Consider the following 26,588-nt stretch of genomic DNA (forward strand, 5'->3'; position numbering starts at 1 on the left):
GCTCAACACGTGTCCGAGTCTGGAGCGGACCTCTGTCGACTCCAGACACAGCCACGTAGAGACGCAGTACAGACTTATTTTGCTTGCTTCTTGTAGACGAACCACGTCGCGAGACATGCCCCCGCCGCGGCCAGGGATAGGACCCCCATGATCTGGTTGCTAAAGAACGCAATGATGGCAACGATCGAGAAAATGACAGCCGCGGACAGGGTTAGAAATTTCATAGATCAGTTACCCACACCCCAAGGCCAGTGACAGGCCGCTAAGTGTGTACGAAATACCAGCAATGACAAGTGTTGCACCACCAGTAAATGCAGCCGCGATCAGCGAACCCGTCGTAATGATGTGTCCCAGGAATCCCAGTATGCAGTTGAATTGTTGCCAGTTCACAATTCCTCCAAAAGGTATGATTTCCATAATTTTGATTAGGAAAGATTGGCCACATATTGAACCCAATGACCGCTCCTTCCTGAAAGGAAAATACGGCCGTAAATTTCATCTAGGTATGGACTGGGTCATTTTTGGGCTGATCTGGGACCGATTTAGGTGTGATTCCCGCAAAGATAAGTGGAGAGCGGCCTGCTTCTAGGTGGAGGTCTGCGCCCCCTTGAGACGAGGTTGCCGTCGTCGGCTACTTCCTTCCGCTCTGGCAACCGTAGCCGCGACATTCTCCCGCGCAGGGTGGATCCGCACGGGAGACCTGCGCAAGAGCCGGAAGTACTCCTCCTACCTGGGCCTGCAGCTTAAGGCAGGATGGAAAGACTGGAGGCGCCACCGCCTGGCCTGCCGGGTCAAATGCCGGCATCCTGAACTCCAATTCGCCGTGGGCGGCGATCTCGGGCTGTGAGCACCATGGCATACGCTGGCCGCCCACGCCGCAGCAGGCACCGCCCTGCTGCTGCCAGGCCGCAGCCGTGTGTGTGACGGGCGGTCGCGTGGCTCGGCGCCCTCTAAATCCTGGGTATCTCGTGGGTACGGATCACGCGGGAGTCGTTCGGGCACCCGGACCGAGAGACCACCCCGCTGATAGCTTCAGGGCTTGTCCTGTCTATTGCTGTGGCGCTGCTCGAGCTCGGACGAAAGCGGCGGCAGCTGGCCCTTCGGCCACTCGTACGGGGGATTAGATCCTGTCGTTGTCACAGGTCGTGTGGACAAATTTCAGCGCCGGCCAGCCCAGGCGTTCCTTGTCCGAAGGCGGGCTCGTCCTCACTTCCGGCCCACACAGCACCGCCGCCAGGGCAAGGCATCACCTCGAACGCCAGGCCATCATGCTCGGCCCGCAGGTGGCGTCCGTCATCCTCAACCACTTCCCAGCCCGCCTCAGGCAGCGCTGCACGATAATGCTGCAGCACATCCACGTCTTCTGAGATCACTAACCACCGGACACAACCGCCCACACCACTTACGCCGCCACCGCTGAAAAGGCCGATGTGTTCGATGGAATCGAACGCCCGCTGGGACTCGCGGTCTGCACTTGCCATGGGCTCATCCGTACCCTCGGTCACGCACTGCGGAGAGGAGTCGTACTTCCCCACCTTCTGCGCCAAGGCCAAGGGGGTGACAGCGAGCATCACGAGCAGCAAAACTACCGGGATGGCCACGGCCGTCAGCCGCATCCACAGCCGTGGCGAGAGGACCAAACCGACCACGGCAACCACAGCGACCACACCGAGCGCCATTCCGGAGGGACCGGCCGTCAACCCCCAGGCGAGCGCCTCAAGTGCGGTATCGGTGACATTGCCGTATACGGACATGAAGCCTTGGTGGACCAGTACAGCCAGCAGGGCCAGTCCTGCCTCGACGGCGAGCAGTAGCACAACAGAGACAGCTCGGCCGGTTATGGGCATGGCTTATTGTAGGGTCCGCCTGACGAGCCGTACATGGGTCGACAACTCGCGGCAACGCGAACACCCGCCGATCAGATCCGGTCAGGCAAGGCGGGTGCCGTCGAGCAATTCGACGGAAAGCAGGTCACCCGTGGTGGTGCCGGGGAGAGCCTGGACAGCGAAGACGAGCGCCCCGGACACTTCGGTCCTTGCCTCTGCGGGGACGGCGTATTCAGTAACCTCGGCCCACTGCTCGACGCCGGAGCGCAAAGCCTCGGTCAGGGGCACACCATTGAGGCTGATCCGCTGTCCGCCTCCGGTGGCTGGCCGCATCCTCACCCGGACGATGGCAGCTCTGCCGCCGGGATCCTTGAGGACATACGAGAACCAGCCCGTCGCGTTGCGCCAGTGCACGCCGTCCTGACCGCCGGCCCGGGTGGCAACGCCCGCGAAGAAGTGGTCGGACTCCGGCTGCTGCTCACCCGCGGCAACGGCATCGATGACATCGCCTCTCGTGCCGGCTGCCGCGTCAATTGCCGCAAGCTCTGCCGTCCGCACCTCGGCGGAGGCACCCGTGGGCCAGTACACGGTGTAGCGCTCGTCGTGGATCCCGGCAAACGGCTCGAGCTTGAGCTGAACGGTTGCGCCGTTCCGGACGGCAGTCAGTTCCGCGGTGATGGCCGCCCGGTTGGACAGTTCGACGGCGGCTGCCGGGTCCGCGGAAACCACCACCGGTGTGCCGGCCAGGGGATCCTGGGGACCGGAGGCAACATGGCCCATCCGCTCGTCGGGCGCCTCCACGGCTTCCACACCGGCGGTTCCCTCCCGCGCGGCCAGGACCACGGGCCCGTAGAGGAAGGAAACCCAGGGAGAACCGTCAGGCAGGGTTTCGGCCGTCATTTCGGCCTGCAGCCGAACGGTGACCGTGGTGATTCCCTCCCACACGCGATGGACGGCGTTTCGGCCCACCGCCTGTGGCCGCCCCCCGCCGGCCGGATGCACACTGACCTCCATGGCCGTTGCCCATTCCGGGCGGCGGAGCTGCAAGGTGAAGGCTGTTGGACTGTCCGCCGTGACGGTCAGCTGGACGGTGTCCGAGTACGGGAAGTCTGTCTCCATCCGGACCTTCACTCCGCGCTCGGCCCAGTTGAGTTCCGATGCGATGTAGAGGTTCACCGCCAGGTTGTCGCCGCTGTGGCTGTAGATCAGCTCGCCATAGCGGGCATGGTTTTCCAGGCCGGAGCCCACGCAGCACCACATGGATTCATGAACGGTGGAGTACACACGGTAGTGGGACGGACGCATCGGCGTGAAGTACACAAACCCGCCGCGCTCCGGGTGCTGGGAGGAAAGGATGTGGTTGAAGGTGGCGCGCTCGTAGAATGCCATCGCTGCAGGATCGCCGGCCCGCTCGAAGCGCAGCTTGGCGAGCTTGAGCATGTTGTAGGTGTTGCAGGTTTCCGGCCCCTCGACGTCGAGCATCATGGGCGTGAAATCGCGCGACGGGTGGAAATGCTCCCGGACGCTGTTGCCCCCGATCGACACCGTGCGCTCGCGTGTGACGGTTTCCCAGAAGTAGTCGGACGCCTCGAGATGCTCCTGGCTGCCCGTGGCCTGCGCGTACCGTTCGTACCCCACCACCTTCGGTATCTGCGTGTTGGCGTGGAGCCCGTCCAGCCGGTCTTGGCCTGCGGCAAGGGGTTCCAGGAGGGCGCGGTGCGAAAACCGGCAGGCCTCGCGGAGATAGTCATCCCGCCCTGTCAGCTCGGCAAGGGATGTCAGGGTGTCGTTCATTCCGCCGAACTCAGTGACCAGGACATCCTCGAACGCATCATCGTCCAGGCCGGCGGAAACCGTGAGCCACCAGTCCGCCAGGCGGGTGAGCATGGGCAGGGCGGATTCGGCCCCGGCATACGTGTAGGCATCCAGGAGCCCGGCGAAGGTCTTGTGGAGGCTGTAAAGCGGGACCCAGCGTCCGTTGAGCGTGAAAACATCAGCATCAATTTCTCCTGCCCGGAGTTCCTCGCCGAGGCGGCGGCCGCCAGGGACCCCGCCCAGGTACCCGGTGCCAGCCGCGTTCTGGCACTCTTCGAACACAGCCAGGACGTACTGCAGCCGCTCGAGCAAGCGGGCATCGCCCGTTGCCGCAAACAACTGCGCACAGGCCGAGAGGTAGTGCCCGCCGATGTGTCCTGCCAAGCCGTCCGATTCCCACCCGCCGTACGCCGCCGCCGTCGTCGGAAGTCCTGCTTCCCTGCGGTAGGGAGCACAGAGGCGGTCAGCATCCAGTGCCAGGACATAACGGATGCTGGTGTCCTGCGCGTTCTTGAAGTCGCTGGCCAGCAGCCGGACGCTGTTCAAGGCAAAGGACGACGGCGGCGCGGTGGTTTCCGCGGTGGCGGTAGTGGGGTGCATGGAAAGTGCGGCTTTCTTGGCTTGGGTCTGTGGGGAACGGGACGGCGTGGTTCTTAGCCCTTGACGGCCCCCGCGACGAGGCCCCGCACGTAGTAGCGCTGGACGGCTGCGTAGAGGATGAGGCAGGGGAGCATGAGCAACACCGCGCCTGCGATCACGTAACCGTAATTCACCGTTCCGAACGCTCCGGAGGCGACGTTCTCCACCGCGACGGGCAAGGTGAAGAGCTCCTGCCTGGTCAGGAAAGTCAGCGCTCCCAGGAAGTCTCCCCAGGCGCCGAGGAACGCGAAGAGGAATATGGTCACGGCGCCGGGGACAATCATGGGCCTCAGCACGGAGAACAGGATCCGGAGGGGTCCCGCGCCGTCGATCCGTGCCGCTTCCACAACTTCTGCCGGGATCTGGGCGAATGAGTTCCTCATCAGGAAGACGCCGAAGGGCAGGTTGAAGGTGAGGTGGAAGACAATGATGCCGGCCAGGGAGTCTGTCAGGCCCAGGGCGTTCATCTCCAGGAAGAGCGGCGTCAGGATGGCCTGGAAGGGGACCATCATGGTCAGCAGGATGAGCGCGAAGGCCACGTTCGATCCCCGGAACGGATAGTTGACCAGGGCGTAGGCCGCAAGGGTGGTGATGACCACGCTCAACACGGCGGAGCCCAGCGCAATGGTCAGGCTGTTCCAGATGTAGGAGCCGGCGCCGATGTTGTTGATCAGGCCGATGTAGTTCTCGAGGGACAGGTCCGTGAACGATTGCCCCGCCGCCGGGCCTGCAATCTGGGCGCCGGGTTGAAGGGAACGGAGGACGGACCAGAGAACCGGGGCAACGAAGAGTATCGATACGACGGTGCCAATCACCGCGTACAGCGCCGTCCTGATCCGTGCCGACGCAGGTGCTTTCTTGGCATGTGGGGCGTTGGGGGGAGTGCCGGGCAGCCGCGACGCAACCGGCGGCGGCGCTTGGGTGGAAGTTGTCACGAAATCTCCTTTGATCGGACTCGGACGAAGAGTTTGTGCTGGTCAGTCCTCGCGCATGACGCGGAACTGGATGAGGGTGAGGCCTGCTGCGATGACGACGACGACAAACGACAGGGCGGTCGCGTAGCCCACCTGCAAGTCGCCGAAGGCTTTGTTGTAGACGTAGAGCATGGTGGTGAGGGTGCCGGTTCCCGGGCCTCCGCCCGTGATGATGAAGAACTGGGTGAAGGCGAGGATGGCGCCGATGAAGCCCATCACGGTCAGCAGCCCGAGGTACCGCTTGAGCAGCGGAACGGTGACCAGGAATTCCTGCTTCCACCGTCCGGCGCCGTCTATCTGGGCGGATTCGTAGAGTTCCTCCGGGATGCTCTGCATGCCGGACATCAGGATGATCATGGTAAATCCGGCGCCCACGTAGGTGCCCAGCAGGACTATCAGCACGGTGGCGCTGGTACCGTCCAAGAGCCAGGCCGTGGGCGCCGAGGTGATGCCAAGGTTAAGAAGCAGTTGGTCGAGCGCGCCACTGTCGGGCCGGAACTCCAGGATGGCCACGAAGCTCAATGAGGTGATGCCGATGACGTAGGGCAGGAACACTGCAGTGCGGATGAGCCCGGCACCCCGGCGGTTAGAGCGGACCAGCATGGCGAGCAAGTAGCCGACGGCGATCCCTAAGGCCGTGGAGACGACGGCAAAACCCAGCGTGTAGAGGATGGACCCCCAGAAGACGGTGTCGGCGAAGGCGGTGACGTAGTTTTCGACGCCGTTGAACTCCACTTCGCCCACGAGCGGCCAGTTGGTCAGGGAGATGACCACGGCAAAGATCAGCGGGACGATGACGAAAACAGCTACGAGGAGCACTGCCGGGGCGAGCATAAACATCCCGGTGTAGGCATCACGGCGCGATGCGCGCCGGGGTGCCTTCTTCCCGGTCTTCCCGGTCTGGAGCTGGGTCTGGTACGGGGTTGCGGTAGTCATGCCTGATTCACCTTCAGAACTCGGGCAGTCTCTTCATGCGCCCGTTGAAGAACGTCGTCGAGGGCGTTCTGGCTGAAGACTGCTTCGCGGAACATCGCAAGCCAGGGTGACTGAACGGTGTTGGTGAGCTGTGTGTAGAGCGTGGTGGGAGCGGCGAAGCCTTCGTTCATGCGCTCCATGCCCGGGACCATCAGGGGGAATTTCTCGGCGAAGCCGGTCTTGAGGATGTCGCTGCGGACCGGGTACCAGCCCAAGGCGGCCAGTTCGGACTGCTGTTCAAGCTCACCCACGAAGCGGATGAAATCCCAGGCGGCCCCTGGATTCGCGGCGCCCCGGGGAATGGACAGCACCGCTCCGCCGGAAAATTGCGAAACGTTTCCGTCGGGGCCAGGGAAGGCGCTGACGCCAAGCTTGTCCAGGAACTCCGGTGTGGCGCCCCCTACCACCAGGTCGTAGGACCCCGGAAAGAGCCCCACAGTTCCTTTGAGGAAGTCCTGCCCCCACGCCGCACCGGAGTCCGCCTCGGCGCCTGGCTGGGCGAATCCTTCCGTGTAGAAGCTGCGGTAAAGCTCCAGCGTCCTTCGGAGCGGCTCGTTGCCGAGCACCGCCGCCTGCTGGTGGCCCAGCGGCCCCTTGTAGAACGGGCTCTGGTCGGCCCAGAAATGCGGTTGGATGACGTAGCCAAGGATGCCGGCGGAGTTGCCGGTGAAGGTCACTCCGGAAACCCCGTTGATGGACCGAACCGCCGCGGCGTGCTCCAGGTATTCCGCGTAGTTGCTGGGGCCTTTTTCCGGGTCCAGCCCTGCCTTCTCGTAGAGCTCCTTGTTCCAGAACAGTTGCGAGACGTTGGAGAGCGCCGGGAGCCCGTAGATTTTTCCGTTGAAGGAAGCCACGTCAAGGAGTGGCTTGTTCAGGTACTCCGCGTAGGGGAGCTCGTTGATCAGCGGCGTGAGGTCCGTTAAGGCGTCACGGGTGCTGAAAACGGGAGTCGTGACGGAGTCAGGGGCTACGACGTCCGGCACGGAACCGCCCCGGATCGCGGTGGCGAGCTTTGTGGTCATCTGGCCCTCCGGCAGGACGGTGAGTTCGATCCTCACTGCCTGCTGGGCCCGGTGGTATTTCTCCACGATGAGCTGGGCGGGCTTGAAGGCCGTGGCTCGGCACCAGAAGCGGATGGAGCCGGACGGGTTCTTCCCGAAGTTGGATGCAGCAACATTTGTTTCCGGCAGGACAGCCGAGCATCCTGACAGGCCGAACGTCGCTGCCACGGCTGCGGCTCCGAGCGTCAGTGCAGAGCGGCGGCTGAAGTCCCGGCTGCCGCCGTCGGGGGAATTTTGGGCGCGGCGAAGGCCGGCCGGTGGGGAGTGCATCATTGGTCCCTCGTGGTCGTTGACGTTAGTGGGGCTGGATGGATGTTAAGTGGAATCGCGGACGATGAGTTGGCACGGTTGTGCTTCCACTCCGGTCCTGCTGTTTCCGCCGATGGCTTCAAGGACACGTGCTCCTGCGGCGCGGCCCAGTTCTTCAAGGTTCATGTCGACGGTTGTCAGGGATGGCCTGCAGTTCATGGCCGCTGCTGCCCAGTTGTCGAAGCCGATGATCGCGACGTCATGGGGCACCACAATGTTTGCCTCGCGGAGTCCGTCAGCCACACCGCGGGCGATCTCGTCACTGCCGCAGAGAACGATGTCCACAGGTTCCACCCGCTGGCGCAGCATCTGGGCGGCTTGCCTGCCCCAGGCCTCGGACCAGTTTCCGTAGAGGGGACGGTCGCCCGCAAGGGTGAGCCCGAAGGCTCCGGCATGTTCCTGTACGGCCTCGGCGCGGATGCGGGCAGAGTAGTCCTGGCGCGGCCCCGCTACGTAGGCGATGTTCTGATGGCCCAGGTTGGCTGCATGTTCAAGCGCAAGGAGTACGCCCTGCACCTGGTCGACCACCACTGACATGTCTTCGGGGTCGGAAGAATGTCCCATGACATAGACGATCGGGACCGATGTCGGGGGCAAGGGGGCGCGCGGGCCGGTGAGATTCGTCATGACCACGATTGCATCGACATTGCGGGAGGCCAGCGTCTCCACGCAGTGGCGCTCGCGGACCAGATCGCCCCGTGAGTTGCTGATGAGCACCGATGCCTGCTCCGGGCCGAACGAATCCTCAAGACCGTACATAACGGGAATGCTGAAGCGTCCGATGTCGTCCGACGTCACCAGGCCAATGGTGAGGACGTCGTTGTGGTTGCCTTCCGCAGCGGGGGCCTCGAAACCGAGTTCCCGCGCGGCAGCCAGGACGCGGTCCCGGGTATCTTCACGAAGCTGGCCCCGTTTGTTGAGCGCCTTGGACACCGTGCCTATGGAGACGCCAGAAGCGTTGGCGACGTCGGCCATGGTGATCCTGCGGGACGTGAAGCTCACGGATCCTCCTGGAAGTGATGAGATGTGCAACACGTTCAGAATAGGTTGCGGAAACTTTTCCTGTCAATAGGAAACATTTCTGCGACTTCTTTTCCGGGCGAACGTTTCGGGATGGGCTGGCGGAAATCATCGCAGCGAGCTGTATAGGCTGGATAGATGCCCTCCGGTCCGCTAAGAATCGTTGTCCTCCTCTTCCCCAGAGTCACCCAGTTGGATTTCACCGGGCCGGCTCAGGTTTTCTCGAAGTTCCCGAATACAGAAGTCCACCTCGCGTGGCACGATCTGGATCCCGTCATCACTGACGCCGGCTGGTGCATCGTGCCGACGACGACCCTTGAAGATTGCCCCCAGGCCGACGTCCTCTTTGTGCCCGGAGGCGCCGGGGCGTTCGAGATGTTCGACGACCCCATGGCCCTCGAGTTTCTCCGTGTACAAGCACGGAGTGCCCGCTGGATCACGTCCGTCTGCACAGGATCATTCACCCTCGCCGCAGCGGGTCTCCTCACCGGCTACCGCGCGACCAGCCATTGGGCATCCCTTCAGATGCTCGAACACTTCGGCGTCGAACCGACGTCTGATCGGGTTGTCCGCGACAGAAACCGGATCACGGGTGCCGGCGTCACCTCGGGGATCGATTTTGCCTTCACGCTGGCCGCTGAGCTCTTTGGTGACGGTGAAGCCCGGAAAATTCAGCTGGCCATCGAGTACGACCCGGATCCCCCTTTCGACCACGGTTCGCCCAGTAAGGCAGACCCCGAGACCGTCAGAAGCATCATCGCCGCCACGGAGAACCTCCGTATGGCGACCGTTCTAGCGTCGGCTGATGCCCTGGCGGCCTCGCAGCCCTCTTCGTAGCCGGAGCCGCACCTCGCCCGAACCAGATTTTCCTGCTGGTGCGACACACTTGGTCGGATAGATCCACCTATGAAGCGGTCTATCCGGACCTGATCAGGTTCGTTCAACGCCGGGCCCACCCGGATCATGCCGAGGACGTGGTTGCCGACGCTTTCCTTGTTGTCTGGCGCCGCCTCGATGAGGCGTGGAAGACTTCGACTATGGGCATCGAGCAGTGGTGGACAAAACTACAGCCATCAACGCAGGAATGGCTGATCGAGAACAACGGCGACGTGGTACCGGCTGACGTGGTGGCCGAGATTGCCAGCGTTGGAGGACCGGCCAGCGCCGATCCATGGTGGGCTGACCGGATTGAAGAACCGGGCCACTACTTCCCTGACGAAGGCATCGACTGGGTCGAGGCGATCGCAAATGACGAGGATCCGGGCTAGAACCACAGTGCCCGCTGCAGCCATGGGAGGTGGCCTTGAACGGAGTGCCGGGCCTGAGCGGACCGCACTGGCGCCGGGTCATGGCGGCGCTCGCGAACCGGGATGCGCGCACCGCCTATGCACAGATTGTGCTCGGTGAAGAGGTCCTCTCCGGCGTGAAGGAGCAACGGCGCACCAGGGCCATCGCCGTCCTGCTGGAAGCCGGCCTGGCCGAGTGGACCGGGAGCAAGGGACTGGAAGCGTCGGATGCGGTCTTCCGTGAGCTCCTGACCCAGCAGCCGAAGCGTCAGCCGAAGACAGGGGTGGACCGCTTCCTGCGCCTCGGCCGGATCGACAGGTACCCCGCCAGCCCGGCGGACCGGCGCGAGCTCCTGGGCTGGATCGTCGCGCAGGCGATCCAGCCGGGGGAGAATCTTAGCGAGCGGCAGGTCAACGAGCGGCTGCTGAACTACACCGACGACGTGGTGCTGCTGCGCCGCTACCTGGTCGACTTCGGGCTGCTGGAGAGGACAGCGTCGGGTTCCTCGTACCGCCGGCCAGCCGGCGAATCCACGTCTTAGAAACAGCCGCGTGCGAGAATGACGCCATGACCCACGACCATCACCAACCTGCTGCGCTGGAACCACAAGCCGCCTCCGACTCGGCATTCGAAGCCGCCTACCAGGCCGCCCAAAAGAGCCTGGCGGAAGGCGGCATCCCCATCGGAGCAGCGCTCGCCCGGGGCGGCCTGGTCATTGCCAGCGGACACAACGAACGGGTCCAAAACGCCGACCCGATCGCGCACGGAGAAATGTCAGCGCTCCGTACAGCAGGCCGGCAGAAGAATTACCGGGACACCACGCTGTACACCACCCTCGCCCCCTGTGCCATGTGCGCCGGGACCATCATTCAGTTCAAGATCCCCCGCGTGGTGGTGGGGGAGGCGCGCACGTTCGACGGCGAACTCGGGCTTCTGCGGTCACGCGGGGTTGAGGTGGTGGTCCTGGATGATCCGCGTTGCGTGGACATGATGCGCACTTTCCAGTCCGAGAACCCGGACCTGTGGGCGGAGGACATCGCAGAGTAAGAGGGCTGGCTGCACTCCTGCCGCCCACCACCCCTCCCGCTGGCTGCGATTCCCCGGCACGGAAGGAACGACGACGGCGGGAGGCATTCCCGCCGTCGTCGTTCCTGGGGCCCGTGCCCTCGATCGGATCGAACCGCAATAGTCGGGTGTGAGGTTGAGTCGATGAGCGAGGCTTGATGCGAAGGGGGAAACCGTGATCGCAGTTCTGAACCAAGTCCTCGGTTACATCGAGGAGCACCTCACCGAGGAGATCGACGTCGCTGGCCTGACCAGCGGCCTCGGTACCACCGAGTATCACGTCCGCCGGATGTTCTCGTCGCTGGCTGGCATGCCGCTGTCGGAGTACATTCGGCGGCGGCGCATGACGGTCGCCGCGGCCGATGTCCTTGGAGGCAGCGATCTGTTGGGGACTGCGGTGCGCTTCGGCTATGGCTCCACCGAAGCATTCAGCCGGGCTTTCCGTGCGGTGCATGGCGTCAGCCCTGCGGCCGTGCGCCGGGACGGTGGCCCCCTTCGGACACAATCACAGCTCAGGTTCCGCCTGACGATCGAAGGAAACACCACCATGGATACCCGCATCGCAGATCAACCGGCCTTCCGGCTGGTCGGCCACGCCGCTCGCGTGCCCCTCATCCACGAAGGCGCCAACCCGCACATCCAGGCGCACATCGCCGCGCTGCCTGAAGCGGAACACGTTCGCCTTAAAACGCTGAGCAACACCGAGCCCGCCGGACTGCTTCAAGTGAGCGCCGACGTCGACCCCGATTACACCGAGGGGAGCGAGCTGACCTACCTGCACGGCGTTGCTGTCAGCGAAGGAACGCCGGTGCCGGAGGACCTTGACACGATCGACGTCGCGGCCGGCGCCTGGGCGGTGTTCCGCACCAGCGGATCCTATCCGGCAGCCCTCCAGTCCACGTGGGCTGCGATCGCCGCCGATTGGTTCCCCTCCAACCCCTGGCGGCTGAGGCCCGGCCCGTCGGTGGTGGCCATTCTCGACCGCGCCGCCGACTTCAGCACCGCAACCACCGAGTTGTGGCTGCCCGTGGAACGCGCCTAACGGCGAGACCTATGCGCCTCGCCACGAGTTACTTAGGGCAGGAAAGGCAATGGCCCCGATAACAGCCGAAGCTGAGATCGGGGCCTTTGCCCTCCGCATGTTGGTATGGGATTACGCGCGCGCCTTGTGGCCTCTGGTGAGGATCAGGGCCAAGGCAATCATCCCGACGCCGAGCAGCAGGTGCAGGCCGTTGTCGAAGCCGTTGAGCGGCACGAAGTTCCCGGCCGAATCCTGGGGGACCACCAGGCCGTAGACGAACAGGACCAGGTAGATGATGCCGCCGTAGAGCAGGAACGAGCGGGCGCCGGCGGCGGTCCTGGCCAGGGCGATGCCTGCCGCGCCGAACAGCAGGTGAACGATGTTGTGCAGGGCCGAGACCTGGAACAGGCCCAGCAGCATGGCCTCGGAATGGTGGCCAGCGAAGTGCAGCTGGTCGAAGTTGGCCGTGATGCCCGGGACGAAGCCCAGGATGCCGACCAGCAGGAATACGGCACCCACAGCCAGGGATGCCTTCTGGACGTTGCTGCGGGCTGCGATGCCTGTGCTGGTGTGTGTTGCCATGGTGATCTCCTGAATGCGATATGTGTTCATGGGCCGGCCATTTTCTGATGCCAACCCAAGGGGTTATGCCAGCTATTCGGTCGTTATGGCATGTCGGATGGGTTTGTTCAGCAAAGAAGTTCCAAGCCAATGGCGGGCGGAGCACTCAAGGTGCGTGCCGCCGTCGTGCGTTACAGCTCCAGCCGGAACACCCACAGCACCGCCAACCACTAGAACCCGATCAACGGCACCTAGATTTCAAATTCTCGCCCTTAGATTCACTTCTCCCGGCACCTAATTTCCCCGTTTGTCCACATGGGCTCGTGCTTGCGCCCATATTCTCCAATCACTCGCTCAAACGAAAGGGGGATGATTCAATGCCAGTCAGCGTCTCGGCTCCGATTTATGATCCGCGGACTGCAGGGAAATGGGTCAAACGAGGGACGGCGGTTTTGCTGGCGGGGATCTGAAGTGGCCCAGCGCTTGGACCCGTGCCGTCTTGGCACCCTGCGTTCTGCAGCTTGTGCGGAACCGGAGCCAAGCCTAGGGCTATCAGATTGTGCAGGAGTTGAACGCACATGGCCTGCCCGGAATCGGCGGCGGCACCGTCTACCCGGTGCTGAGCAGACTCGAGGCCGACGGTCGCGTTTGCTCCGAATGGCGCGAGGGGAACGGCGGCCCCGGCCGCAAGTTCTACAGGACCACTGAGGAAGGGGAAGCTTGGCTGAAAGAGACGGCCGGGTCCTGGCAGGACTTCACGGCAAGGGTAGCGACAGTAATGACATTGGAGGGAAGCCCGGAATGACGGCATTGGGCTATTTCAAGACGTTGGCCATGGAACTGCGCAAGCGCAGGCTTAGCGAGGACCAGGTAGCCGATGTGCTTCGGGAACTCCAGAGCCACCTGCTGGAGACGGGAGAGCGGCCGGAAGGGGCCTTCGGCAGTGCGAGGGAATACGCAGCCCGGTTCGCACACGGGACGACCGTCTCCCAAGGGTCCCAGATCGCTAACCTGGCCGCCGCCGTGCTGATTGTCCTTGTCGCCGTGAAGGTCGTCCTCGGACTCGTTCTCGGGGTTTCCTTTGGCATCGCAGCGACGGTCACCTACCTTGCGGCGACCCTCCTCGTAACTGCCGTTCTGATCGGGTGGAGCGCTGCACTGCAGCGGAAGCTTCCCGAGCTCATGACGGAAGAACTCGACCGACAGGGCTAAGCCGGACGCGGTTCGGGCTTCAAACCATGCCAGGCGGGGTTGTGGCTTCTAAAGTTTGTTCAATCAACCCGAAGGGGGAAAGCATGAAATGGTACCGATATGTTCACGCTGTTCTGTTCGTTGCGTCATTTATCCCTTTAATTTTTTCACTTTGGCCTTTCTGGCATGGGGTCGCGCTTCCCTTACTAGTAGTGATCCCTTACTCGCTCAATGAGATTTGGCTTGACAGAAAGAGCAAATCTTCTGAGTTGTTGAGGCGCGGCGAGAAGCCTCAGTCGCCGATACTGCATGCATATCAAGAGTCCTAACAGCTGAAGCAATAAGGCAGTGGATGCTACTCCTGGCATCTGCGTGCGTGCCTGTGCTCCCGCTTCTGCCTTGTACGACCTGTCCGGAATCTGCGCCTCGAGATCGGAAGGGCCGATCCCGCCGCCACTACATGATGCGACGGATCCACGGACGAAAGGCTACGAGTCCGTTGGGTGCCGATTCCGCCCACTGCACTAATTCAGAAGTCAGGTACGGGACGTACACCCTGACTTCTATTTCTCCTGTCGGCCCGAGGCCTTGGCCGGCCGCATGGAACGGCCAGGGAGCGTGGCTGAGCGAGGCCTGGGTTCGTTCGATCTGGGCTCTGGAGTATGAACTCTGCTGGATCACAAGCGAGTTCGTGTGAAGAGGGCCAAGAATCCTTCGTGCTCGATTTACGTCGGATGCGAGAACAAACGTGCAGCGTGTGGGCGCATCCTCGCGTGTTCTGACCGGCACATCCACGCGCCAAAGAACACTGCCGTCATCAAAGAGTTCGGCCATCCGGTCCGATGCCCGGTCATCATTGTTGCCGGTAGCGGGTAGCCATCCCGTTGGAGGGATATACGACTCAAGCATTCCTGGGAGGGGTATGCCCGGCTCGGCGGGCCAAGGGGTCGTTCTGCTGCCCCGGAGGCGGATACTCGTTTGGGTCCAGTCACCTTCAATGCTAATTACTGACTCGTGACGGAAAGGAGCCAGAAGTGATTCTGGGTCTTCGAGCGTGACGCTTGGGTAGTTTCTATTGATGGTTCCCTCAGATTCGGCCTGATGGGGTGGAATGGCAAACAGGACTGGCAGCGGCTGGCTGAGGTCTAGCTGGCCAACGGCGCTAACACGATGATTCTTTTCCAGAGGACGCTGCACCATGGTCATCATCCTTACATTGTGGGTGGAACGACCGGATGCCGGCTGCAGGCTGGGACCGAACAAGAGATTTTCCCCTCGCCGCGCAGGTTTCGTTGCTGTAGAACCAATTGACTTCGTAGGGAAGCCAGGTGTTTGCCTGCGCGGGAGCGGCGGACACAGGCCGCCGCTCAACACGCAAACGGCCAAGCCAATGCTGGTCGCGACTTTACGTACTGAAATTTTCAGTTTCATTTTTCCCCCTGGAATGATGGGTGTTCGCTGACAAGCGACAGGCTAGGGTTCGAATTGCCAACTAGGTGGATAATGACCCAGAAAATGAGTGCAGCTGCGTCAAAATCAGGTGGCACTCAGGCAGTTGATTAGGGGTTGACAGGAGCTGAAGCTACTAACCGTCATATGACACCCAGAGATCTTCAGGTCCGTGGTCGGAAGTCCTCACCAGCGCGGCAGTAGCGAGAACACAAACCCCGGAAATCAGCGGTGAGCGCGTCTTCGGTCAGGCGCGCGTGTTTATGAGGACCCGCGGTTGCCATCGGCCCAGTTCTGATGTGGACCCGATAAGTAGCGAACTGCTCCACCTAGATTCCGCGATTCCGCCATCAGATTCACGCTTCCCAATGCCTGGGTTTTCCATTTCTCCACCTAAGCCTGCCGCCCTTCGGCGCGTCCAGAACCCGCCGTTACGGGTCGAGGACTGGCTAGCGGAGCGACTGCCGTTCGCCGACGCTGACGGAACCATCGGGCGTGACGTAGTCCCGCCGTCGTCGTTCAATTCTTTCCTGCTGGCCCGGCGAGGGAATCCTGGCGCTCTTGGCACGGTTGCACCGCGCGCAGGCAGCGACAAAATTCTGCAGGCTGGTGGATCCGCCCTTGGACCACGGGTAGAAGTGGTCGCCGTGCTCGGCAGGCCGTGAACACCGGCGCCAGAACCCCGCCTCCATCTCACACTGGCCGCCAGCCCGGGCCATGCCCTCACGCCGCTGCTGCCTGCTGAAGCGCCGAGCAAGGTCCCGGCGCCGGACGTCGCGGGCATTAATCACGGCGGCAACGACTGTGAGGGCCAACGACGAACACGGCCGGGAGCGTGACTGCGGCTACAACAACGTCGAAAAGGCCGCGCACAACGCCGATTCCGGAGGCCGGTCCCGGCACAGTGTCTCCGCTCGCCTTGGGCATGACTGCCGAGATAGCAGCGACGAACAACCAAATGGTCACCGCAAATAGGGCGCCGCGAAGAGCCTGGCGGCTCCAGTAGATCCGCTTCAGTTCAACCATCGCGTCGTCCCCTCACAACCATGGAATGCCGACGAAGCGAGTGCCCGACGGTGAGACAGATCGTACCGCCCTGGTACGGCAATGGAAGCCTAGATTTGCCAACGGTCAGGCAGCACTCCCGCAGGCTACAGCGTTTCGGGAATCGGGCGTCCCGGGAAGAGTGTCGCGTACTGTTTCCGGTACATCCTGCGGCCCACGAGGCGGTAGCCGAGTCGGACCGGGCGGGGATCTCCTTGAACATTTCCTTTTGGTCTTGGGGCGGGTTCGTGGACAACACCATCCCGAGGTAGCCGACCAGGAACTTCTTGTCGAGCTGGTCGATCCCTTGCTTCCCGGCCTCCGGCATTTCCTTCTCAGTAGGCACCCTGTCCACCACGGGCATCACTTCGGTCACCTCGCGGCGCAAGTGGACGTTGAGTACGGCCTTCAAGTCCTCGTAGCGCTCAGCGAGTTCCCGGCCAACGTCTGCGTCTGCCGTTTCCACCCAACGAAGGCGAAGCGGCTCGATGTTCTCGAGCCGCTGCGTCACCTGCCGGTGCTGCTCAAGCATCTGCGCTACGTGCAACGCACACGCCGGCACCCTTGAATGGATCGGTGCGGAGGCCGGCGTCGTAACTCCGTGACGATACAGGCCGAACCTGTCCACACGCGGGACACTGATCCTGCCGTCCACGGGCCTTTGGACTCTGGCTGGGCGGAGGGCAGCCGGTCAAAGTGAAGGCGGACCTTATCAGGCTAGGGAAGGAAGGCGTCATGTCCCGCACATCTGTCTTCACGGGCGTCGCCTCAGGCATCGGGAAGGCAACGAAGGAACTCCTCGAGCGGCCTGAAGAAGCTGGTGCATCCCGAGGGGCCGGAGATTGACCTGGCTGGCCCGCCGCGGCAAACGGAGATCAAATGAAGGACTCACAATGAGGAAACCAACCGCCTGGCGACGCGTTGCGGCCACAATCCTGCCAGCCGCGCTGCCGGCAGTGATGGTGCCGGTCTTCAAATACACCGTCCGAAGGTTCGGCGACCGGCGCGGCTACCAGGCAGGGTTCGCCGTCTACTGGGCAGCGTGCTGGGGCCTGGCAGCAGCCATCGCGGGACCGCACCGGCTCGTCGGATTATGGAGGCCTGCCAGCGGTCCGCAACCGCAGCCGCAACGCCGGCCCCGGGCCCTGCTGTGGAGCGTCCTGATCATTCCGCCGGCCGGTGCCGTCGCCACCGAACTGATCCCGAACGCGAGGAAAGCCGGTCTGCCGGCGGCGCTCGCGGCCGTGGGTGTCGGCTTCACCAACGCCATGGCTGAAGAGGCGCTGTGGCGGGGTGTTCCCGTGGCGGTCTTCCCCGGCCGCAAGATCCGTGGCTGGCTCTGGCCCTCCCTGTGGTTCACGGCCTGGCACCTCGTCCCGCTCTCCGTGCGCCCCCATCCGCGCGGACGCCGGCCGGTGTTGCTCGGCGCATGTCTGACCGGGCTGGGCTACGGCTGGGCTGCCCAGGGCAGCGGTTCGCTCCTGGCCGTGTCCATCGCCCACGCAGCCACCGATTCCTGCGGTGTCCTCGTCGCACGCAATGTATGGCTCCCCACCGACAATGACTGAAAGATTCCCGCGCTACCATCAGACATGGACGAGGCTTCAGATGTGGCCACGCAGCGGCGCGCAGCATCCGAGCACCTGATCGAGAGGCTGTCCGCTGCGGATGATCCGGTGCTGGCCTACAAGGCCCGCCTCCTGCGGGGCGGGTCCGCCGATGCGGCAGAAGCCCGCGCGTTGCAGGCGCGGATTCCCGGTTCGCCTTCCGCACGCGCGCTATTGCGGATCTTCGATCAGGACGAGAAGACCCTCCACCATGTCTATCGAAAGTGGCAGGGTCCGCACTGGACACTGGTGTGTCTCGCACTGATCGACTACCCGCCCGGCGACGCGACGTTGCTGCCGTTGAAGCAGCGCGTCTATGCCTGGCTCTTCTCCAGGCACTTCCTCGAGCCGCCCCTGACGGCGGCCTACCCTGGCCAGGAAAACCGGGTCCGCCACTGCGCCTCGATGGATGGCAACGCAATTTGGTACTCGGTCCGGCTCGGACTGGAGGACGAACGCACCCGCTCCCTGGTCGACCGGCTGATCAACTGGCAGTGGCCGGACGGGGGCTGGAACTGCGACAAGCGGCTCCAGGCTACCGCGTCGTCGTTCCAGGAATCGCTCATCCCCGCACGAGGTCTGTGGGCGTACGGGCACGCGCACAGCTACCAGCCGGCCCTGGACGCCGCCCAGAAGGTGGCCGACCTGGTGCTTGCCCGGCGGCTTCTGTGGCACCAGCGTGACGGCACCCTACTGATGCCTGACTGGGGCGGCCGCCCCGACCGCATCCATTACCCCATCCAGTTCTACGACGTGCTGTTCGCCCTGCAGGTGATGGCCGAGTTGGGACGCATCGGCGACCCGCGATGCGCCGATGCGCTGGCACTGCTTGAATCCAAGCGGCTCCCCGACGGGGGTTTCCCGCTGGAGCAACCCAACGCTTCCACCGCCGACTCGGTGGCCAGCCGCCGCAGCTACGCCAGCTGGGGCCCGTCCGGTCCGCGCCAGAGTAACCCGCTGGTCAGTCTGGCGGCGCTGGGCCTCCTGCGAGCAAGCGCTCAAAGTCGTCAATGACAACTCTTCCGTTCCGGCCGCCCGCGCAGGCTACAGTGTCTTGGGAATCGGGCGACCCGGGAAGAGTGTCGCGTACTGTTTCCGAAACATCCTGCGCCCGATGAGGCGGTAGCCAAGGCGGACCGGGGCGGGGATCTCCTTGAACATTTCCCTCTGGTCTTCGGGTGGGTTCGTGGCCAACACCATCCCGAGGTAGCCGATTAGGAACTTCTTGTCGAGCTGATCGATCCCGTGCTTTCCGGCCTCCTGCATTTCCTTCTCGGTCAGTACCCTGTCCACGACTGGCATCACCTCGGTGACTTCGCGGCGCAGGTGGACGTTGAGGACGGATTTCAGGTCCTCGTAGTGCGCAGCGAGTTCCCGGCCGACTTCTGCGTCTGTCGTTGCCATCCAGCGAAGGCGGATCGGCTCGATGCTCTCCAGGCGCTGCGTCACCTGCCGGTGCTGCTCAAGCATCTGCGCTACGTGTAACGCACACGCCGGTGCCCTTGCCGCGAGCTGCGGGTACATGAGTTCGTCCTCGCCCTCGTGGTGAATATGGAGCACCTTATCGAAGTTCCCCAGCACTTCGCCCACGTACGCGGCACGGGCGGTGTCCCCGGCCGCGGCGGAGCGCACCAGGCCCGGCGCCTCTTCGTACGCCCACAGGAAAAAGCGGTGGATGCGCCGCATGCCGGCCGTTCCCTGACACAGGACGGGTCCCTGGGGCAAAGGCGCCGCGGTCTCGCCGGGCTGCATGGTGAAGAAGTCAGTCATTGGATTGCCCCTAACGGTCGACGTGCGAGACGAGGACCTCTCCCCGGCAGCATGGTATCGCTGGGCCTGATGGCGCACAATGGCTAGAGGCCAGCGGCAGCGCGCCAGCATGGCCTCACCCGGGCCTGGAATCGGCAGGCCCCGTGATCCTTAGCCCAAGGCCCGGCGGGCTGTTCCACCGCTCAACAAGTCGGCTGCCCGGGCCGGCACCAGTTCGGCCAGGAAACCGATGCTTTCCTTGGCAGGTATGGTTGCCGCTGCCTCGGCAACGGACTCCAGGACACCTGCAGCCGTAGTCCTGGCATCATCGGCGTCCATGCCCCAGGGGGTGCCCTCACGGACCAGATTGTCCAGGGTCAAATAATTCAGTCTCGCCTGTCCGCCCAGCGTGTGGCCGGCATTGACGCTGGGAGCGTAGAGCAGATGGGTGGGTGGTATACATCAAGGCTTTGGCGCTTCACTGCCGCACCTGGAGTTTGGCGAAACGAGGAACTAGGGCAACGTCACGGCCTACGGCCCGGATAGCGTTCATGGCAACGACGCTGGACACGGGTCCGCCCTGTTCAAGCCTGACGATCGTTCCCCGGGTAACCCCTAGTTTCTGCGCGACGTCCTGCTGGGTCAGTCCGGCTTCCTTGCGGGCGTCGGCGATGGAACGGCCAAGTGATGCGGCGTCTACTGCCCGATAGAAGCTGGTGATGTCCGAATGTTCCATAAAACGATCATATGCCATTCTCATCAGAATGTTTGATTAATCGAACATTTTTCATTTAGCTTCTACTGTTCGATAAAACGAACATCTGGGGATCCTGGTACGTCCATTGGCTTGCAGGTGGCGAAGTCCGGCAGCAGTCGTAAGCTCGTGTCTAAGTCATACATGCGGCTGGATCGATGTGGAGGATCGCAGATGCACGCTGTGGATGTCGTCGTCGTGGGCGCAGGCCTGGCCGGCCTGAGTGCAGCCCGCAAGCTGGTTGCGGCCGGTAGGACAGTTGCCGTGCTGGAGGCGCGCGGCCGGGTGGCCGGCCGCACACTGGGAGGCTTTCTCAGCAACGGAGTACCGGTGGAGATGGGCGGGCAATGGGTCGGCCCGACACAGGACGTTGTGCTCGAGCTCATCGACGAGCTGGGCCTCGAGACCTTCCCCAGCTTCGACGAGGGCGACGCCCTGACCGTCTTCGACGGCAACGTGGTTCGAAACGCCGACGAGACTTTCGGCCTCCCGCCCGAGTCGGCGATGGAGGTCGGCCGGCTCTGGGAGAACCTGGAGATCCTCGCCTCGACGGTCGCGATTGAGGCACCGTGGGAAACTGATGGCGCCGAGGACCTGGACCGGCAGACGCTGGACGCATGGCTGGTCGCCAACACCGAAGACAGCATTGCGCTGAGGTTCTTCCGCCTGGTGGTGCCTGTCCTGTTCTCCGCCGAGTCTCCGGAGCTTTCACTCCTGCACTTCCTCTTCTACGTCAAGTCCGGCACCAGCCTTGAGGCGCTGATGACGATAACAGGGGGTGCCCAGGAGAGCCGCGTCGTCGGCGGCACGCACCAAATCTCCGAGCGGATGTCCGCCGAACTGGGCGACGCGGTCCGGCTCAATGCCGTGGTCCGGACCATCCGCCAGGATGGGACGGGCGTAGTTGTCGAATACGACGGCGGCAGCGTCACGGCCCAGCGCGTCGTCGTCGCCATACCGCAAACGCTGGCCGGCCGGCTGCGCTACGTCCCGCCGCTGCCCGCGCTGCGCGACGGACTCACCCAGCAGATGCCGGCCGGATCTGTCATCAAGCTCCAGGTCGGTTACGACGCCCCGTTTTGGCGCGAGGACGGACTGAGCGGAACGGTACTCAGCCTTGACGACGCGTTCAACATCGTTCTGGACAACAGCCCGGACGACGGCTCCTGCGGGGTGCTGGTCGGCTTCCTCGAGGGCGCCCACGCCCGCACCGCGAGCCTGATGAGCGCAGCGGAGCGCCGCGAGCTCGTTATCACTGCGCTCGTGAAGTACTTCGGCCCGACGGCGGCGCAACCGTTCGACGTCGTCGAGCAGGACTGGAGCGCTGAAGAGTTCACCCGCGGCTGCTACGGTGGGCGGCTCGGCGCGGGCGCCTGGACCCAGTACGGTCCGGCCCTCGCTGCGCACGTGGGCCGGATCCACTGGGCGGGCTCAGAAACCTCCACGGTCTGGAACGGCTACATGGACGGTGCCATCCGCTCCGGCCGTCGAGCCGCCGACGAGATCCTCAGGGAGCTCTCGTGACCAGCGTCTTCAGCCGTCCGGACAGCTTCTGGCCACACGCCTGATGAGCTGCTGCCCGAGGCGCGGACTACTCCTGCCGTCCCAGGTCAAACCCTCGGCCCAAGTGGGATACTAAGCCATGGCTTCTTCCTCTGGCGGGAGTACTCCCGGTGTGGTTGCGGTGATCGGCGCGACGGGCCGGCAGGGGTCGGCTGTGGTCCGGCATCTCCTCAACGACGGATGGCAGGTGCGTGCCCTGACCAGGACTCCGTCCAGCGACGCTGCGCAGGCGCTGCTCGAGCTCGGGGCCGAGGTCCAGCAGGCGGACACCGAGGATCCAGGTTCTCTACGGCCGGCGTTCCGGGAGGCCTACGGGCTCTTCAACGTCCAGAATCCGCAGACAATCGGAGCTGAGGCTGAAGTGCGGCAGGGGCGCAACGTGGCGGAGGCAGCAGCTAAAGCCGGCGTACGCCACGTGGTCTACGGGGCGGCAGGAGTCAGCGCCCAACCGACAGGCGTTGGCTCCTGGGATTCGAAGCTGGTCATCGCCCAGCGCTTCCGCGAACTCGGGCTGCCGCTCACCGTGCTGCGGCCCATGGCGTTCATGGAACTGATGACGGACAAAGGTTACTATCCGCAGTTTTCCACCTGGCATCTGATGCCAAAGCTGATGGGCCCGTCCCGGCCGGTGGGCTGGCTATGCGTTGACGATCTGGGTGCCATCGCCGCCCGGATGTTCGCCGACCCGGAACGGTGGAGCGGTGCAGTGCTGGGACTGGCATCAGACGTGCGGTCAATAGACGAGTGCCGCAGTATGTGGCAGGAACGGACTGGGCGAAGACCGCGTGGGTTACCGATGCCGGAGAAGCTCTTCGAACGGTTCGTGGGGAAGGACCTCACCACAATGTGGCGGTGGCTGCGGACAGGGCAGTTCGACATGAGCACCGAAGCAACCCGTGAGATCCTGCCCGAAGCCCGGACCATTAGGGAATGGCTGGCGGAACAGGCCAGATAGCAGGGGGGCAGGACGCCGGCCGCATCGGTCACGGCGAGATTGGCAGCACGGCATGCACCCGCCCGCCCCGGGGGGTGCTTTCGGCGGAGAGCGTGCCGCCCAGCTCGGCCGCACGCTCGCCCATGGAGGCAATTCCGACGCCGGCCTGCCAGGGCGCACCGGTGCTCCCGTCATCGGTGACCTCGATCTCCAGGGCCTCCTCGCGGACTGTGAGGCTGACCGTCGCGTTAGTCGACGTGGAGTGCCTGGCCACGTTAGTCAGCGCCTCGACGACGATGCGGTAGACCGCCACCTCGACGGCCGCGGGCAGCGCCTCCAGCCGATCTGCGCGCAGATCGACCTGCAGTGGTGTCCCGTCAGGAGTCCGCAGGGCCAGTGCCTGCTGCCGCAGGGCGGTGACGAGACCGAGCTCGTCGAGCGCCGGTGGACGCATCGCGTAGACCAGCCCCCGGATGTCCTCGAGCGCGGTCACTGTCTCCTGGCGCAGGGTCCGCAGCAGGTCCTCTGCTCCGGAAGGGTCGGTGCGCAGGGTATTGCGCAAGGCGTCTGACGTGAACGCTATCCCGGAGAGCCGGGCGCCGAGGCCGTCGTGGAGGTCGCGGCGCAACCGACGGCGTTCCTCCTCGATTGCGGTGATGGCCTGGCCGCGTGACTCCCTCAGTTCGTCGGCCAGCGCCCGGGCGCGCAGGGTCTGGGCCAGCAGCGGCGCGACCAGGCTGAGCACGTGGCTGTCACCCGCGGACAGCGTCAGGTCACCGGGCCGCAGCCCCACCGCGAGCTCCCCGGACCGGTCCGGGCCCAGGGCCAGCGGGAGGGTCCTGGTGTGGGTGACCTCTGCCCCGGACTCGGCGACAGTTTTCCCGTCCAGGCGGAGCGCAGAGTACGGGAGTACCAATGCCTCGCGAATGGCCCGCAGTGCGAGCACCGGGTCATCGCCGATGTGGCCGACCACCCGGGTAGCCGCCCCCAGCGGGTCCGGCCGCGCCCCGAAGAGGAGCTCGTCGACAACGGCCCGCAGCACCACCTGCAGCGGATGAAACGTTGTCGCCGCGAGGGCGCCGATGATCGCCAGCGTGCCCGGAGGCGGGACGCGGCCGCCCAGGACCTCGACCAGCGACTCGACGGTCATGAAGAGGGCCACGTAGCCCACCACCGCGGTAACGAAAACCACGAATCGCACCATCAGGCCCCTGACATCGACCACCTCGGGCCGGCGGACCCCGATGTACAGCGCGGGCGCGACAGTGCTCATGGCGAGGTAGGCGATCACCTCTCCCACGGTGCCGAGTTGCAGGAACGGGGTGATGAACATGGTTATCACCACCAGCGACCCCGCGAGCGCCATCCACTTGAGGGCCCACCGGTCGCCGTCCGTGGCACGTTCGATCTTCCACCAGGTGTGCGCGATCAGGGCACAGGCGATCACCAGGACCATCGCGGTGCCAACCGCGTCGCTCTCTGCCCAAACCACCGCCAGGACGCCCGAACCTCCGATCACTACCAGCGAGACGAAGTCCACCGGGTGTCGCCAAGTGATGGCCGGGTACGCGGTCAGCGCGAGCGGCGCCAGCAACGCGCCGCCGATGGTGAAGGCCAGGCGCGGCGCGTAGCCTCCCCCCGTCGCTTCCAGAACGGCCCCCGAAATGATGGCGAGTCCTGCGAACACCATGAGTACGGCGCTCGGCCGGACCCGCCGCACGCCGAGCAACGCCAACCCGCTGACGGCCGTGCTCAAACCAAGGGCGGCCAGCGCGAGCAGCGCAGGAGAGGCGGTCACGTGCCGAGGCCGCCTTCACGGGCGCGGATGATCGCGGCGGCCCGGTCAAGCACCTCGAGCTTGGCGAAGATGCTGGTCAGGTGGTTGCTGACCGTCTTGGGGGAGAGGAACAGCGCCTCGGCGATCGCCGTCGTACGCCGTCCTGACGCCAGCAGGTCGAGGATCTCGCGCTCGCGGGCGGTGAGTTCCGGGAAGGGGGTGGCCCTTGGTACGGGTGGTGCAGTGAAGTAGCCCAGTATGCGTGCCGCCACGCCCGGTCCGAAGATCGCCTGCCCGGTGACCACCGCGCGGATGGCGGCCACGATCTCCTCCTGCCCGGCTCCCTTGAGCAGGTAGCCACGGGCTCCAGCCTGCATCGCGGTGAAGACGGTCGCATCGTCGTCGTACATAGTCAGCATGAGCACCGCCGTCTCCGGCACCGCGGCACGGATCCGGCGGGTGGCCTCCACGCCGTCGAGACCGGGCATCCGGACGTCCATGAGTACGACGTCGGGCCGCAGGAGTTGGGCCTCCCGTACGGCGGTCTCGCCGTCGCCTGCCTCGCCGGCCACCTCGAGTCCCTCCAGGGTTTCGATCAGCGCCCGCAGCCCGCCGCGGACGACAGGATGGTCGTCCGCGATCAGCACCCTGAGGTTCATGAACCCATTATGGGCGCGTACGCTCCCGGTTGATCCGGGAACTTCCTCCCTTTCGCCGGGGATCCGCGGGAAAATGGACGGGGAGGCCGTCCCTCGTGGACGGAAGCGGCGCGGGCCGACAGTGGAGTTGTCCGCTTCATCCACCCACCCGAGGAGCAACCATGAAAACCACATCGAAACGGCAGAAGGTCGGCCTCCTGCTGGCCGGCTTCTACAGCGCGCTGAACGTCGTCGGCGTACTTTTTCCCCCTCCGGAAGGCCAGGTTGGCCCGCCGATCGGCATCCTCATCGTCGACTGCGGGCTCGGCCTGGTTGGCCTGGTCGCCGTGATCATCACGTGGCGTACCGGCAACCGCGCCGCGCTCCGCGTCGCGGCCGGCGCGATCATCATCATGACCCTCACCGCACTGCCGGCGTTCTTCGTCGACGTGCCAGCAGTTATCAAGCTGCTGGCTGGCGTAGCCGTGCTGCTCACGATCGCGGCCGTCGTGCTCATGTTCTCGCCGGGGCGCCGCTCGACGCCGGTCCTGGACTGAGTCTGATCGCAGTCGCCATGGTCCTTATCGCCTTCGTGCCCGGCCATTGCTCCGGTCGCGAAGGCGGGATCGGCGCTGTGGTTGCAATTCGCCGGACGGGGGCGCGCTACGCGGCGCTTGGGGTTTCCCCGCCCAACGCTGCGTCGATCAGTACTCCGGCTGCATGTCGCGCCTGTCCGGCAGCATCGGGGGTGCCGGCGATGGCGGCCGTCGTTTGCGCGCCCTCTGCAAGGATTGAGAGTTGGGGCGCCAGGTAGGCTGGCGCACCTGCCTCCTCTGAGAGTTTGCCGACATACTCTTGGAACGATTCCTTATGCTTCCGCGCATAATCGGCGACTTCGGGGCTTATGGCCCCGAGCTCGGCGAAGCTGTTGATGAAACCGCAGCCGCGGAACGAGTCCTGGGCGAACCATTGCGCAAGGTAGTCGAAGATGGCTAGGAGCCGCGCACGCGGAGTGGCGGCCTGGCGGACGGTCGCTTCCAGCCCTTCCGTCCAGGACTGGTGCCGGCGCTCCAGCACAGCCATGACGATACTGCTCTTGGACGGGAATTCCTGGTACAGCCTCTTGAGCGAGACACCCGCCGCAGCACGAAGTTCGTCCATGCCTACAGCCTGGATTCCCTTCGCGTTATAGAGCTCGTCGGCGGTCTTGACGATGCGGGTGCGGACCTCCGAAATATCCATCTACCCATTCTACTTGAAATGAGAACGATCGTTCTATATGATTCTAATCAGCCAGAGAACGACCGTTCTCCGGTTCGAGGAAAGGGA

The 26,588-nt window shown here is 64.2% G+C and carries 29 protein-coding genes; 12 read left to right on the forward strand and 17 right to left on the reverse strand.

Annotated features, from left to right (window positions below):
- Window positions 1-74 precede the first annotated feature (74 nt).
- The 7 genes from ACFC25_RS10975 to ACFC25_RS11005 all read right to left on the reverse strand — a co-directional run bounded on the left by ACFC25_RS10975 (window position 75) and on the right by ACFC25_RS11005 (window position 8,601).
- Complete coding sequence (locus ACFC25_RS10975) at window positions 75-224, reverse strand: hypothetical protein (protein WP_337348411.1); 150 nt, start codon at window positions 222-224, stop codon at window positions 75-77.
- A gap of 912 nt (window positions 225-1,136) precedes the next feature.
- Window positions 1,137-1,847, reverse strand: a complete 711-nt coding sequence (locus ACFC25_RS10980) for a hypothetical protein (protein WP_376045178.1) — start codon at window positions 1,845-1,847, stop codon at window positions 1,137-1,139.
- A gap of 81 nt (window positions 1,848-1,928) precedes the next feature.
- A complete protein-coding gene (locus tag ACFC25_RS10985) occupies window positions 1,929-4,241 on the reverse strand; it encodes a beta-L-arabinofuranosidase domain-containing protein (RefSeq protein ID WP_376045179.1) in 2,313 nt (770 codons plus the stop codon).
- Window positions 4,242-4,294: 53 nt separating this feature from the next.
- The gene (locus ACFC25_RS10990) at window positions 4,295-5,215 is read right to left on the reverse strand and encodes a carbohydrate ABC transporter permease (RefSeq protein ID WP_376045180.1); all 921 of its coding nucleotides are present in this window, start codon (window positions 5,213-5,215) and stop codon (window positions 4,295-4,297) included.
- A 42-nt stretch (window positions 5,216-5,257) separates the two neighbouring features.
- A complete protein-coding gene (locus ACFC25_RS10995; protein ID WP_376045181.1) occupies window positions 5,258-6,190 on the reverse strand; it encodes a carbohydrate ABC transporter permease in 933 nt (310 codons plus the stop codon).
- On the reverse strand, window positions 6,187-7,560 hold the full coding sequence (locus tag ACFC25_RS11000; protein WP_376045182.1) for an ABC transporter substrate-binding protein: 1,374 nt from the start codon (window positions 7,558-7,560) through the stop codon (window positions 6,187-6,189). The genes ACFC25_RS10995 and ACFC25_RS11000 overlap by 4 nt, the downstream gene beginning before the upstream one ends.
- A gap of 45 nt (window positions 7,561-7,605) precedes the next feature.
- The gene (locus ACFC25_RS11005) at window positions 7,606-8,601 is read right to left on the reverse strand and encodes a LacI family DNA-binding transcriptional regulator (RefSeq protein ID WP_376045183.1); all 996 of its coding nucleotides are present in this window, start codon (window positions 8,599-8,601) and stop codon (window positions 7,606-7,608) included.
- A gap of 156 nt (window positions 8,602-8,757) precedes the next feature.
- Between ACFC25_RS11005 and ACFC25_RS11010 the strand changes: the two genes are divergently transcribed.
- From ACFC25_RS11010 to ACFC25_RS11030, 5 genes are all read left to right on the forward strand, one after another.
- Window positions 8,758-9,456 (forward strand): DJ-1/PfpI family protein, encoded by a 699-nt coding sequence (locus tag ACFC25_RS11010; RefSeq protein WP_376045184.1) that lies wholly within the window; start codon window positions 8,758-8,760, stop codon window positions 9,454-9,456.
- A gap of 38 nt (window positions 9,457-9,494) precedes the next feature.
- Window positions 9,495-9,887, forward strand: coding sequence for an RNA polymerase sigma factor (locus tag ACFC25_RS11015; protein WP_376045185.1), 393 nt, complete (start codon window positions 9,495-9,497; stop codon window positions 9,885-9,887).
- A 29-nt stretch (window positions 9,888-9,916) separates the two neighbouring features.
- Window positions 9,917-10,447, forward strand: coding sequence for a DUF2087 domain-containing protein (locus ACFC25_RS11020; RefSeq protein WP_376045186.1), 531 nt, complete (start codon window positions 9,917-9,919; stop codon window positions 10,445-10,447).
- Window positions 10,448-10,473: 26 nt separating this feature from the next.
- Window positions 10,474-10,953: a nucleoside deaminase gene (locus ACFC25_RS11025; RefSeq protein WP_376045187.1), complete on the forward strand. Its 480-nt coding sequence runs from the start codon at window positions 10,474-10,476 to the stop codon at window positions 10,951-10,953.
- A gap of 193 nt (window positions 10,954-11,146) precedes the next feature.
- Window positions 11,147-12,013 (forward strand): GyrI-like domain-containing protein, encoded by an 867-nt coding sequence (locus tag ACFC25_RS11030; RefSeq protein WP_376045188.1) that lies wholly within the window; start codon window positions 11,147-11,149, stop codon window positions 12,011-12,013.
- Window positions 12,014-12,124: 111 nt separating this feature from the next.
- On the opposite strand, the gene ACFC25_RS11035 is transcribed toward ACFC25_RS11030, so the two are convergent.
- Window positions 12,125-12,574: a DUF4383 domain-containing protein gene (locus tag ACFC25_RS11035; protein ID WP_376045189.1), complete on the reverse strand. Its 450-nt coding sequence runs from the start codon at window positions 12,572-12,574 to the stop codon at window positions 12,125-12,127.
- Window positions 12,575-13,112: 538 nt separating this feature from the next.
- Between ACFC25_RS11035 and ACFC25_RS11040 the strand changes: the two genes are divergently transcribed.
- Together ACFC25_RS11040 and ACFC25_RS11045 are read left to right on the forward strand one after the other, a co-directional pair.
- Window positions 13,113-13,358 carry a PadR family transcriptional regulator gene (locus tag ACFC25_RS11040; RefSeq protein ID WP_376045190.1) on the forward strand — a complete coding sequence of 82 codons (246 nt, stop codon included), beginning with the start codon at window positions 13,113-13,115 and terminating at the stop codon, window positions 13,356-13,358.
- Window positions 13,274-13,765 (forward strand): hypothetical protein, encoded by a 492-nt coding sequence (locus ACFC25_RS11045; protein ID WP_376045191.1) that lies wholly within the window; start codon window positions 13,274-13,276, stop codon window positions 13,763-13,765. The genes ACFC25_RS11040 and ACFC25_RS11045 overlap by 85 nt, the downstream gene beginning before the upstream one ends.
- A gap of 1,877 nt (window positions 13,766-15,642) precedes the next feature.
- Here the strand turns inward: ACFC25_RS11045 and ACFC25_RS11050 are convergent.
- The 3 genes from ACFC25_RS11050 to ACFC25_RS11060 are packed head-to-tail and all read right to left on the reverse strand — an operon-like array spanning window position 15,643 to window position 16,769.
- Window positions 15,643-15,984 (reverse strand): HNH endonuclease, encoded by a 342-nt coding sequence (locus ACFC25_RS11050; protein WP_376045192.1) that lies wholly within the window; start codon window positions 15,982-15,984, stop codon window positions 15,643-15,645.
- Window positions 15,977-16,219, reverse strand: a complete 243-nt coding sequence (locus ACFC25_RS11055; protein WP_376045193.1) for a hypothetical protein — start codon at window positions 16,217-16,219, stop codon at window positions 15,977-15,979. The genes ACFC25_RS11050 and ACFC25_RS11055 overlap by 8 nt, the downstream gene beginning before the upstream one ends.
- Complete coding sequence (locus tag ACFC25_RS11060) at window positions 16,212-16,769, reverse strand: hypothetical protein (protein WP_376045194.1); 558 nt, start codon at window positions 16,767-16,769, stop codon at window positions 16,212-16,214. Before ACFC25_RS11060 ends, ACFC25_RS11055 begins: the two co-directional genes overlap by 8 nt.
- Window positions 16,770-17,130: 361 nt before the next feature.
- Here ACFC25_RS11060 and ACFC25_RS11065 point away from each other — a divergent pair, with 361 nt between their 5' ends.
- Together ACFC25_RS11065 and ACFC25_RS11070 are read left to right on the forward strand one after the other, a co-directional pair.
- Window positions 17,131-17,805: a CPBP family intramembrane glutamic endopeptidase gene (locus ACFC25_RS11065; RefSeq protein ID WP_337348395.1), complete on the forward strand. Its 675-nt coding sequence runs from the start codon at window positions 17,131-17,133 to the stop codon at window positions 17,803-17,805.
- A gap of 24 nt (window positions 17,806-17,829) precedes the next feature.
- Window positions 17,830-18,858, forward strand: a complete 1,029-nt coding sequence (locus tag ACFC25_RS11070; RefSeq protein ID WP_337348394.1) for a hypothetical protein — start codon at window positions 17,830-17,832, stop codon at window positions 18,856-18,858.
- Between the two features lie 30 nt (window positions 18,859-18,888).
- On the opposite strand, the gene ACFC25_RS11075 is transcribed toward ACFC25_RS11070, so the two are convergent.
- The 3 genes from ACFC25_RS11075 to ACFC25_RS11085 all read right to left on the reverse strand — a co-directional run bounded on the left by ACFC25_RS11075 (window position 18,889) and on the right by ACFC25_RS11085 (window position 20,329).
- The gene (locus tag ACFC25_RS11075) at window positions 18,889-19,614 is read right to left on the reverse strand and encodes a hemerythrin domain-containing protein (protein ID WP_337348393.1); all 726 of its coding nucleotides are present in this window, start codon (window positions 19,612-19,614) and stop codon (window positions 18,889-18,891) included.
- A gap of 150 nt (window positions 19,615-19,764) precedes the next feature.
- Window positions 19,765-19,974, reverse strand: a complete 210-nt coding sequence (locus ACFC25_RS11080) for a hypothetical protein (RefSeq protein ID WP_376045195.1) — start codon at window positions 19,972-19,974, stop codon at window positions 19,765-19,767.
- Between the two features lie 97 nt (window positions 19,975-20,071).
- Window positions 20,072-20,329, reverse strand: a complete 258-nt coding sequence (locus ACFC25_RS11085) for a helix-turn-helix transcriptional regulator (protein ID WP_337348391.1) — start codon at window positions 20,327-20,329, stop codon at window positions 20,072-20,074.
- A gap of 192 nt (window positions 20,330-20,521) precedes the next feature.
- On the opposite strand from ACFC25_RS11085, the gene ACFC25_RS11090 reads away from it, so the two are divergent.
- Complete coding sequence (locus ACFC25_RS11090) at window positions 20,522-21,871, forward strand: flavin monoamine oxidase family protein (RefSeq protein ID WP_376045196.1); 1,350 nt, start codon at window positions 20,522-20,524, stop codon at window positions 21,869-21,871.
- A gap of 118 nt (window positions 21,872-21,989) precedes the next feature.
- Window positions 21,990-22,865, forward strand: a complete 876-nt coding sequence (locus ACFC25_RS11095) for an NmrA/HSCARG family protein (protein WP_376045197.1) — start codon at window positions 21,990-21,992, stop codon at window positions 22,863-22,865.
- A gap of 28 nt (window positions 22,866-22,893) precedes the next feature.
- Here the strand turns inward: ACFC25_RS11095 and ACFC25_RS11100 are convergent, their stop codons facing one another.
- Both ACFC25_RS11100 and ACFC25_RS11105 read right to left on the reverse strand, forming a co-directional pair.
- Entirely contained in the window at window positions 22,894-24,642 is a 1,749-nt protein-coding gene (locus tag ACFC25_RS11100) for a sensor histidine kinase (RefSeq protein ID WP_376045198.1), read from the reverse strand.
- Complete coding sequence (locus tag ACFC25_RS11105; protein ID WP_337348387.1) at window positions 24,639-25,280, reverse strand: response regulator transcription factor; 642 nt, start codon at window positions 25,278-25,280, stop codon at window positions 24,639-24,641. Before ACFC25_RS11105 ends, ACFC25_RS11100 begins: the two co-directional genes overlap by 4 nt.
- Before the next feature lie 161 nt (window positions 25,281-25,441).
- Between ACFC25_RS11105 and ACFC25_RS11110 the strand changes: the two genes are divergently transcribed.
- Window positions 25,442-25,816: a hypothetical protein gene (locus ACFC25_RS11110; protein ID WP_376045199.1), complete on the forward strand. Its 375-nt coding sequence runs from the start codon at window positions 25,442-25,444 to the stop codon at window positions 25,814-25,816.
- Window positions 25,817-25,922: 106 nt separating this feature from the next.
- Here ACFC25_RS11110 and ACFC25_RS11115 read toward each other — a convergent pair whose 3' ends face one another.
- Complete coding sequence (locus ACFC25_RS11115) at window positions 25,923-26,501, reverse strand: TetR/AcrR family transcriptional regulator (RefSeq protein WP_376045200.1); 579 nt, start codon at window positions 26,499-26,501, stop codon at window positions 25,923-25,925.
- Between the last annotated feature and the right edge of the window lie 87 nt (window positions 26,502-26,588).

Source organism: Pseudarthrobacter sp. NPDC055928, from assembly GCF_042270935.1.
GTDB lineage: Bacteria > Actinomycetota > Actinomycetes > Actinomycetales > Micrococcaceae > Arthrobacter.